The 9,731-nt window shown below is 40.6% G+C and carries 8 protein-coding genes and 3 pseudogenes; 4 read left to right on the plus strand and 7 right to left on the minus strand.

Annotated elements, in window-relative coordinates:
• The first annotated feature begins 57 nt into the window (after nucleotides 1–57).
• On the plus strand, nucleotides 58–1,140 hold the full coding sequence (locus tag KGF65_RS15660; RefSeq protein WP_003561291.1) for an alcohol dehydrogenase catalytic domain-containing protein: 1,083 nt from the start codon (nucleotides 58–60) through the stop codon (nucleotides 1,138–1,140).
• A 117-nt stretch (nucleotides 1,141–1,257) separates the two neighbouring features.
• Here the strand turns inward: KGF65_RS15660 and KGF65_RS15665 are convergent.
• The 4 genes and pseudogenes from KGF65_RS15665 to KGF65_RS15680 form a co-directional block, all read right to left on the minus strand.
• A pseudogene (locus KGF65_RS15665) lies at nucleotides 1,258–1,545 on the minus strand (transposase); the annotation flags it as partial.
• A 243-nt stretch (nucleotides 1,546–1,788) separates the two neighbouring features.
• A pseudogene (locus KGF65_RS15670) lies at nucleotides 1,789–2,155 on the minus strand (transposase); the annotation flags it as partial.
• Between the two features lie 303 nt (nucleotides 2,156–2,458).
• Nucleotides 2,459–3,175 carry a LysM domain-containing protein gene (locus KGF65_RS15675; protein ID WP_041161898.1) on the minus strand — a complete coding sequence of 239 codons (717 nt, stop codon included), beginning with the start codon at nucleotides 3,173–3,175 and terminating at the stop codon, nucleotides 2,459–2,461.
• Between the two features lie 382 nt (nucleotides 3,176–3,557).
• Nucleotides 3,558–4,544: an IS30 family transposase gene (locus KGF65_RS15680; RefSeq protein ID WP_191986011.1), complete on the minus strand. Its 987-nt coding sequence runs from the start codon at nucleotides 4,542–4,544 to the stop codon at nucleotides 3,558–3,560.
• Between the two features lie 419 nt (nucleotides 4,545–4,963).
• Here KGF65_RS15680 and KGF65_RS15685 point away from each other — a divergent pair, with 419 nt between their 5' ends.
• Genes KGF65_RS15685 through KGF65_RS15695 form a run of 3 tightly spaced genes read left to right on the plus strand, consistent with a single transcriptional unit; the run spans nucleotide 4,964 to nucleotide 7,921 of the window.
• Nucleotides 4,964–6,157 (plus strand): glycine betaine/L-proline ABC transporter ATP-binding protein, encoded by a 1,194-nt coding sequence (locus KGF65_RS15685; RefSeq protein WP_027822877.1) that lies wholly within the window; start codon nucleotides 4,964–4,966, stop codon nucleotides 6,155–6,157.
• The gene (locus tag KGF65_RS15690) at nucleotides 6,157–6,996 is read left to right on the plus strand and encodes a proline/glycine betaine ABC transporter permease (RefSeq protein ID WP_020923853.1); all 840 of its coding nucleotides are present in this window, start codon (nucleotides 6,157–6,159) and stop codon (nucleotides 6,994–6,996) included. The genes KGF65_RS15685 and KGF65_RS15690 overlap by 1 nt, the downstream gene beginning before the upstream one ends.
• 7 nt (nucleotides 6,997–7,003) lie before the next feature.
• Nucleotides 7,004–7,921, plus strand: a complete 918-nt coding sequence (locus KGF65_RS15695) for a glycine betaine ABC transporter substrate-binding protein (protein ID WP_064578705.1) — start codon at nucleotides 7,004–7,006, stop codon at nucleotides 7,919–7,921.
• Between the two features lie 119 nt (nucleotides 7,922–8,040).
• Here KGF65_RS15695 and KGF65_RS15700 read toward each other — a convergent pair.
• The 3 genes and pseudogenes from KGF65_RS15700 to KGF65_RS15705 form a co-directional block, all read right to left on the minus strand.
• Nucleotides 8,041–8,259, minus strand: a pseudogene (locus tag KGF65_RS15700) (transposase); the annotation flags it as partial.
• Nucleotides 8,260–8,742: 483 nt separating this feature from the next.
• On the minus strand, nucleotides 8,743–8,832 hold the full coding sequence (locus tag KGF65_RS17165) for a putative holin-like toxin (protein WP_222844221.1): 90 nt from the start codon (nucleotides 8,830–8,832) through the stop codon (nucleotides 8,743–8,745).
• A 170-nt stretch (nucleotides 8,833–9,002) separates the two neighbouring features.
• Nucleotides 9,003–9,731 (minus strand): restriction endonuclease subunit S (locus KGF65_RS15705; protein WP_233757549.1); only part of this gene is annotated, 729 nt, incomplete at its 5' end.

The following is a 9,731-nucleotide window of genomic DNA, read 5'->3' on the forward strand; positions in this document are numbered from 1 at the left end:
TCTTGACGCTACCCTTTTATAATTGTGCTATATTGAACATGAAGGAAGCGAAGCACTATGACTATGGTGAAAGCAGCTGTTATTTACGGTCCTAAGGATATCCGCTTTGAAAAAAGAAATATTCCTGATCCGGCACCAGATGAAGTTCAAATTGAGGTTGCATTTAATGGTATTTGTGGTAGTGATATTCATGAATATTTAGAGGGTATGGATTTGGCGACAATGCCTCATCCGCTAACCCATATGCAGGCTCCGCTGATTCCTGGTCATGAATTCTCTGGGACGATTTCTAAAATTGGAAAACAAGTATCTAAATTAAGAATTGGAGATAAAGTTGCAGTCGAGCCAATGATTGCTTGTGGAAAATGTCCGGAATGTCTTTCTGGTCATTATAATTGGTGTGAGCATGCTATAGGTAGTGATCAATCAGCAGGATTCTTAGGATTTTCGGCTAACGGTGGCTTAGCTGAAAAGTGCAATGTAAAAAGTACCTTTGCACATCTCTTGCCAACTAACTTTCCGCTTGATTTAGGGGCTTTAGTTGAGCCAGTTTCAGTTGCTGCACAAGCAGTTATGGCAAGCCGAGTGTCTCCTGGAGATGATGTCTTAATTCAGGGTGCTGGTCCAATTGGATTGTTCACGGCCTTAATAGCACAAATTTCTGGTGCCCATCACGTCATAATAAATGACATGTCAGAGGAACGTTTGGATTTAGCAAATGAATTAGGGGTTCAATACCCAATACGTGCTGATAGCCAAAAGTCATTAGCTCACGCTATCAGCACTATCACGGAAAATCAGGGAGTAGATGTTGCATTTGATTGTGCCGGTGTACAACCCACACTTACTGGTGCCATTCAGGCTCTTAAAAACGGTGGCAAGGTTACCGTGATTGCATTATTTCAACATCCACCAGTTGTAGATGTTAGAGCTCTTCTTAAAAAGGGTGGTAGTTTATTAACATCTTATGGATATGCCAATATCTTCGATCGAGTAATTAAGATTATAGATACCCATCGGTCACTATTCAAACGTGTCATTACAAAAAAGATTGAATTAAATGAATTAGTTTCAGAAGGAATTGAATCCTTAGAAAAGGATAAAAAACAAGCAAAGATTTTAGTTCGTTTGCATTCTTAGTTAACATCAGTTTTCTCAACCCAAGTGCCCTATAATTATGGCTCTACGTCAACTGGTGTTGAAGAATAAATTTATCATTTGAGGCGGTTCTCCATTTGGGGAGCCGTCTTTGTCATGTTATGCCGTGATTTGGTAGATTCGTTTGAAGAAGTTCAGCTGATTCTTGAAGCCAAAACAGGATCGTTTGAGTGACTTGATGAGGTGGTTAACCCCTTCGATCGGACCGTTGGAATAAGGGCTGGTGACAGCGACTTCGTGTCGCTTAAGCGTCACGATCGTCATGTCCATTGCCGTACCGTTTAGCTCGTAAGTAGCTAACAGGATTGCCAGTTCCGCGGGATGTTTCCTCACCATCAAGGCATCATGAGGCGCTAAGTAGGTCTCGTAGGTTTGCTTGAACTTGGGCAGAGTTTAACACTAACGTGTAGTGATCTTTGATTTACTCCACATTAATTATGCCAGTTGCGACAAGGGTTAGCGCCATTTACTACACCTGAGCAAGATTATTCACATTCTGGTCATAAACAACCGGTTTTTAGTGTTGCAATGGGCGTAACTCAATGGTGATGTAGCTCTATCAATGCGTGTGCACCGCTTAAGATTCGTCGGCTGATTATTACACCCGTAGCTGCCTTATTAAGAACCTGTCTAGTATCTTTTAAGAACTATCTTCAGGAAGGCCAATACAACCATTTGAAGACTGCTGTTAAGGGCACGTTCACAGTTTTTCCAAAGTCGCCGACATTTGTCTAGCCAACTCCATGAACGTTCAACGATCCATCGTTGCGGTAACACCGTGAACATATGCAACTCGTTGCGTTTAGCTACCGTCGTCTTAGCATTCAAAATGAGCTTCACCTGATCCGCAAAGTCATTGCCAGTGTAGCCACCATCAACCATGACATGCTGAACCAGCTCTAACTTTAAACATAGCCAATGCACCTGAACGATCTGATACATTAGCTCGTGTCACGAGAATGGCTTGTGGTAAACCATTAATATCAACCGCCAAATAAAAACATGTGGTATTTTGGTTGGGAGAGTGGGTCGTCGATTGGGGGAGACAACTAGCAGGTCTGGATCGTGTCCGTCTTAAAGCGGTTGCTAGAATAAGCATATCGCATATCTAAATAACGGGTTGTCAGCATGCTAAGTGCTAAGGCCCATTATAAAGTCACTTAGCAACTGAGTAACTTTATAATGGGTATTGGTGGGGGGACACACGTGCTTCAGCACAGATTTAATATAGTAGAAAAAAGATTGCGAATCAGAAATGATCCGCAATCTTTGCATTTGTTTATTAATTTAGAGTGGCTTTTTAGTACCAGCCATTAGCAAGCCAGTGACTCTTGGCGTTGCTCCATGAACCATAACGTGAAGCAACATAACTGTTAGCAACACGTTCTTGGTTGGCAGCGGAGTAGTCACCGTTTAAGTATGAAGCACTTAATTGGTACTTACCGATGTATTGACCGTTACGAGCAGAATATGAACCACCAGATTCTTTACCAGCAATCCAAGCCTTAGCAGCACTATCAGAACCATTGTTGCTATAGTTTGATGTTGAACTAGACGTTTGAGTCGTCGTCTGAGCAGCAGGTTTGCTAGTTTGTGTTTGACTTGATTGGGTCTGGCTAGCTTGGCTCGGTTGAGCTTGAGTTTGACTAGTCTGAGCTGATGATTGTGTCGTGGTCGTTTGTTGAGTCGTCTGTGTTGAAGTCGTTGAGGTTGTTGAAGCAGCTGAAGACGTAGCTTGGCTAGTTGCTGATTGTGGTGCAGCACTTGTAGCAGCAGAAGTCGTGGTTGTTGTAGTAGTACCATTGACTTCAAGCTTATCACCAATGAAGATTAAGTTAACATTAGCTAACTTGTTTGCCTTTTCAATGGCTGAAACTGAAGTGTTGTGAGCTTGGGCAATTGCTGAAACAGTATCGCCGGCCTTAACAGTATAAGTATCAGCGTTGGCAACCGTTGTTGAGATAGCGAATAAAGCTAATGCAGCAGTTGATGATAATACAAGGTTTTTGATCTTCATAATAATTAATACACTCTCCTATAATTTGCGTGTGTTCGATTATTTACATATATTTTCTATTGGTCGAGCAGTTGATGTCTCAACCAATCAACAGTGACTAGTATAACTAGTGAGTGTTGCAGTGCAATAATCAGAACATTACGTTTTTAGGGGGTGCTTGTAATATAAGGCCGTTTTTGTAATGAATTGTAATATTTGGTAGATTGTATCAACATTACTAGAATAAAAGTAGCGGGATAAATATTTCACGACCAAATAGTATCTAAATCTATACGTTCAACACCAAGCAATCACACACCACAACACAGCACACCGTATAGACCCTTTAAAACGTCTTCTAAGCGATTTTAAGGTGCATTGCTTAATTATATATGGTGAATTGTCAAACTAAGTGCAACGGTTTGTCAAAAAATACTTCATATGGGGTTTCATAGTTTAACACTTTGCGAGGACGTTGATTTAACTGCTTTTGGCAGTGTTCAACGTCCTGTTCTGTATAATTATCAATATCTGTTCGCTTGGGAAAATATTCCCGGATTAATCCATTTGTATTCTCATTTGTTCCACGCTGTTCAGGCGAATATGGATCGGGCCAATAGACAGTAACACCTAACCTTTCGCTGATTTCATCAAGATGAAGAAATTCGGTCCCATGATCTGGTGTAATAGAATGAACAAATTCTTTAGGAATGGCCCCTAACAGTTCAACTAAGCCTTTATTTATCTCCTGCGAGTCCTTTTGCACAACCTTTTTGATAAGCGTAAGCCGACTAAGCCGATCGACAACCGTTAAAAGGATGGCGTGACCCGTTCGACCAATCACAGTATCAATTTCCCAGTCACCTATACGTTGACGCTGGTTGATAAAACCAGGGAGCTCATGGATCGAGATATAGTCGGTCTGTACTTCTCGATGTCGTCTAGTATTCTTTGAATGCCGAGTCCGATGTTTATGTCTGAGATGGCGCTGAATACCGGTATCACCACGTGAGGAGTACTTCTCACCTAAATTGTGTTGATAGATATGACGGTAAATTGTGTTGTAGCTAACACACCATTGATGTTCCTTATTAAAGCGAGCGGTAATCTGCTCTGGTAACCAGTGCAGATCTAAGATGTAATGAACAATTTGACGGCGTAATTGTGGATGGCTGTCTAATAGCCGCTTCTTGTGACAATTCTGCCGCTTTTGATGATAGTCATTATCTGCTTTGCTTGGGGAATAATTACCTGCACAACGTTTTAACTCCCGTGAAATAGTGCTTGGATTTCGCCCCAGCCGTAACGCAACAGCCCGGATAGATAACCCCTTAGTTCGTAAAAACATAAGTATTTCACGTTCTTTTATAGTAAGATGTTTATAGCTCATACCGGATACCTCGAATTGTTTGATTTGGTCGTTAAACATATTCTACCCGGTATGGGTTTATTTTTTTACTTTGTGTTGCATTTCAATTGTAAATTCGCCCTATTAAAAAAATTCTAATCACGTTCTAAAGCTGGAGACTTTTAAAAAAATCAAAATTTTGATATAGTGGATTATAGTACTTTTAGGTAACCAAGAAGTTTTTGAACGCCTTATGAAGGTTGAGTATGATGAAATTGGTTGGATATGGTGCTAATTTCTTGGTTTAGAACAAATTGGTGAATATAAAAAATGTAAATTTTATTTTGACTCATTCATAGCGTTATACACCATGTCTACCCAAGCGCGTGGCGCATGTTACCCAGATTATTATTCCTTATGAATAATAATCTGGGTAACATGCTAATACATGGAGGTGTATGTTGGTAGAAAAAGTTAAAGTTAAAAATGTAACTAAGATTTTTGGAAAGCAAATATCTCTAGCAAAAAAATTGTTGCGTGAGGGAAAGTCTAAAGCAGAGATCCTTTCGCAGACAGGTTGTACTGTTGGAGTTAATCAAGCTAGTTTTGCTGTTAATGAAGGTGAACTGTTTGTAATCATGGGGCTGTCTGGAAGTGGAAAGTCTACGATTATCCGAATGATCAACCGCTTGATAAATTCGACTGATGGGGATATTGAAATCGATGAACAAGGTGTGATGGGCCTCAGTAAGGAAGAATTACGTCACTTGCGCCAAGATAAGATCGGCATGGTTTTTCAAAATTTTGCCTTGTTTCCGCATAAGTCCGTATTACAAAATGCGGCTTATGGATTGGAGCTTAAAAAGTTTCCGTTAGATGTACGAAACAGGAAAGCTCATGAAGCATTGACACTAGTCGGCTTGACCGGGTATGACGACCAATATCCAGATCAGTTATCAGGCGGGATGCAGCAGCGGGTTGGTCTCGCGCGCGCTTTGGCCAATGATGCCGAGATTCTGTTGATGGACGAGGCATTTTCGGCCTTGGATCCGTTATATCGGAAAGAAATGCAGGATTTGTTATTGCAAATTCAAGAGAAAATGCATAAAACGATCATTTTTATTGGCCATGACCTGAACGAAGCTTTGAAATTAGGGGATAGGATTATGATCATGCGTGATGGCCATATCGAACAAATTGATAATCCGGAAGATATTTTGACTCACCCGGCTAATGATTACGTAGAACGCTTCATCGAAGGGGTCGACCGGACAAAGGTCCTGACGGCAAGTAGTGTAATGACGCAGGCCCAGGTGGTTAATATTGGAAAGGCTGGACCACGGGTGGCTTTGCGGAGAATGCGAGCCAACGATATCTCTTCAATATACGTGGTTGATAATGACAACAAATTCGTGGGTTTTGCCGATGCGCATGATGTTTCGGATCTGATTAAGAAGGGCAGTGAAGACCTGAAGTCAGTTCTTAGGACAGACGTGCCTAAGACAAGTGTGGATATGCCAATCAATGCATTGATTAACGATATTTCGAAGGCAGCAATTCCTTATGTCGTGTTGGATGATGACGATCATCTACTAGGCATCATTCTACGGAGTTCTGTTTTGGCGGCTATCGCTGGGGAAGAGGTGAGTGCTTAATGAATATTGGAAAAATACCTTTAGCGGATTGGATCAACTCAGGTGTTGACTGGCTGAGTCAATTTACCGGATTTTTTAATAGTGTGACGATCTTTTTCCAGGTAATCATTGACGGTATTCAATGGGCTTTTGACTTCTTGCCGCAATGGGTCTTTATCTTGGTGGTCTTAGCACTCACGTACTGGGTTAAACGAGGACAAAAGAAAATTAGTTTCATGGTGTTTGAAGTTTTGGGGCTGTTATTGATCTGGAACTTAGGATACTGGCGTGATATGACCCAGACCTTGACGTTAGTTTTGTCGTCTAGTTTGATTGCAATCGTTGTTGGGATTCCACTTGGAATTTGGATGGCAAAAAGTTCAAGAGCTGAGATCGTAATCAAACCAATTCTTGACTTCATGCAGACCTTGCCAGCGTTTGTTTATCTAATACCGGCCGTTTCATTTTTTGGTATCGGGATGGTACCGGGGGTGTTGGCTTCAGTGATTTTTGCGACGCCACCGACAGTGCGAATGACAAACTTGGGAATCCGGCAGGTGCCAAGTGACTTGATCGAGGTAGCGGATTCCTTTGGCTCGACCAGCTGGCAAAAGCTAATCAAATTACAGTTACCACTAGCAAAAACAACAATAATGTCCGGAATTAATCAAACGATGATGCTTGGACTTTCAATGGTCGTGATTGCATCAATGATTGGCGCCCTTGGTTTAGGAACTCAGGTTTACTTTGCTGTGGGGCGTAATGATGCCGGGGCAGGATTTGCCGCAGGAATTGCTGTGGTTATTGTAGCTATTATTTTGGATCGAATCACACAATCGTTCAACAAAACATCCAAATAAAGGGGGAATGATTAGTTTGAAGAAAAGAATTCTCCGTTATTTGCAAATGGCCACAGTGATTATATGTTTGACAGCCATAGTTAGTGCTTGTGCTAAACCAGCTGAATACGACTCACATAAAAAGTTAGGACCGCAAATCAATTATACGATTACAGGGATCGAAGCTGGTGCGGGTGTAATGGCTAATACACAAACATTGTTGTCAAAATATAAGTTGAAACAGGCTAACTGGCAGATCATGCCAAGTTCTACAGCTGCGATGATTAGCACGTTATCCAAGGCAGTTAAAAATAAACAGCCTATCGTTGTTACTGGCTGGCAGCCACACTGGATGGTTGCTAAATATTCGTTGAAATTTTTAAAAGATCCAAAACATGTTTATGGTAATGGTGAATCAATGCGCACCATTACACGTAAAGGGTTGGAAAAAGATAATCCAGGTGCTACTAAGTTACTAAAGAATTTCCATTGGACAATTTCAATGTCAAATCCAGTAATGCTGAACATAAACGGTGGCATGAATAAGCAAAAAGCTGTCAATCAGTTTATTAAAAACCATCCTAAACAAGTCAAAGCATGGACAGCGGGGGTGCCAAACGGTCATGGCAAAAAAATTAAATTAGTTTATACACCATATGACTATGAAATTGCGGTAACCACTTTAGTAACGACTTTGTTGAAGCAAAAAGGATATAAAGCTACAATGCAACAGTTAGACGTGGGAGTTATGTGGAATTCGATAGCTAATGGTAGTTCTGACGCTTCCTTGACTGCTGAGTTACCAGTTACCCATGGCTTGTATGCCAAGAAGTACAAAGGTAAGTATGTTCAATTGCGCAAAAATTTGAAGGGAGCTAAAACAGGGTTGGCAGTTCCCAAATATATGAAGAATATTAATACTGTTGATGATCTAAAAAACAAATGATATTGGCTGTAAAATTTCTGGCATTGGACCACACCAATGCCAGTTTTTTTGTTATTTGTCATGTGAAGTTGATGGAATCCTTATGAAGTATCTGGAGCTTAATTGGTCTAGGTACTTTTTTATACCGTCACAGTTTGACGTGCTGGGTGAAGCCATTGGCGTTGAATCTTAATACGGTTGACAAAGTTCTCCCAATTACGGAAGCCAAAAGCAGTGTTTTTAATCTTCTTAATTCGGCCGATGTTGCCCTCTAAATAACCGTTTGAATATGGTGATTCAACGGCGTTCAGGGCCTGTTTCCGGTACTTCTTAAAGCTTTTGATGGTTGTGCCCATTTGTTTTAGTTGATGATATTGGCATAGGAACTAATGAAATAGGTTTGTATTATGAATGCGCAAAGACTTTATGATGTCTTGATAAATCTCATAAGTTGTTTTGAAGTCTTGCCCCAAATTTGAGACATTCGGTGACTTCCTCGGTAATAATTTTGCGTGTCAAAATCAAAAGAAAAGACGACCACAAAGGACCTATACTTACTTACCGCAGATGAACGTATCAAGATTTAGCTCTTTTGGAAGGCCAAGATAAAGGGGTTTCTATGATGTAATGACGGACAAATTGTTCGGTACATTACACCACCGTAGGAGTCATGCTTAAAAATGATCGAAAGTCAGTTATAACCACGTTATAATAAAAACAGCAAAAGGAAGTACCATCGAAAACAGGGCTTCCCGCGCAAGCCGCTTCAAAGGCGGTGGTCTTAGCTAAAGAACGATATCAAGGCGCCCCATAACCGTTCAAAGTTATGTAGGGAGGCTTTTTTATTGGTAGTGCTTGTTGATATAGTTGAGTAGCACGATTAAAAATGTGCCAAACAGCAATATCAGCGAGACTGTCTGGAAGACGCTCATTGACTGTGAAACCTTCTTGAAGATTATTCCATGTCAACTCGCAAGGGAAAAGACAGTCACTGCCCTTAAAATTGCTTAGTCAAGCATACAAAGAAATGATGGATTGACCAAGCCACAATAAACATTAAGGTATCAAGCTTCCTAGAAGCCCAATTTGATTGCATTAAGTATCAGCAAAACATCTTTTGTAGATATCCTTTTTTGAGTTCCTGGAGTTTTTCAAGTTTACGCTGATAAAGAGCGATAGTCTTGTCGAGTTGTTTGAAAAAAATGCCAATTTTCTTTTGTTCTTGTAAACTTTTAGGTAGTGTTACTTTGAACTGTGATAAAGATCTTTGACTAACACCTTTCGCAGTACCGCCGCTTGATAAGGATGATAATTCATTAAATGATTTCGGCGAACGTAACAAGACAGCCAAGAAATCATTTGTGATTTTATCTGAAGCAACATCAAAAGCGATTGTTCGTTGACTGAGAATATATTTGTTGTTGTCCGGTATTTGTGCCACATTTCCCATTGGTGCCTCTGTGGTAAATAATACTTGGCCCTTATAAAGTTCTTTTCCAGTCATCCACTTATCATATAGTTTTTGATTTCCATAATGTGCATCAGCAGATGGATCAATATAACCATTTTTTACATTAAGAGCTGAAAGGGCAAGATATCCAGACTCGCTCCAATCCATATCCAGTTTTTTGGGAGTACGTCCACGAAAATCTACTGTACGTCTAATGTTGTCGAAGAACTTACGCTGTTCCCAAGCGTCAGCAAACCCTAAAAATCTTAATTCTGGGAACTTGCTCCCATTTTTGGGGAACAATTTCTGCAAATAGCCCTGTTTAAGTGCCTTAAGCTTAGCTAACTTACGCTGGTTGACTGCGATGAGGGTGTCGAGGTG

The sequence above is a fragment of the Lactiplantibacillus sp. 30.2.29 genome (assembly GCF_018991255.1).
GTDB classification, from domain to species: domain Bacteria; phylum Bacillota; class Bacilli; order Lactobacillales; family Lactobacillaceae; genus Lactiplantibacillus; species Lactiplantibacillus pentosus.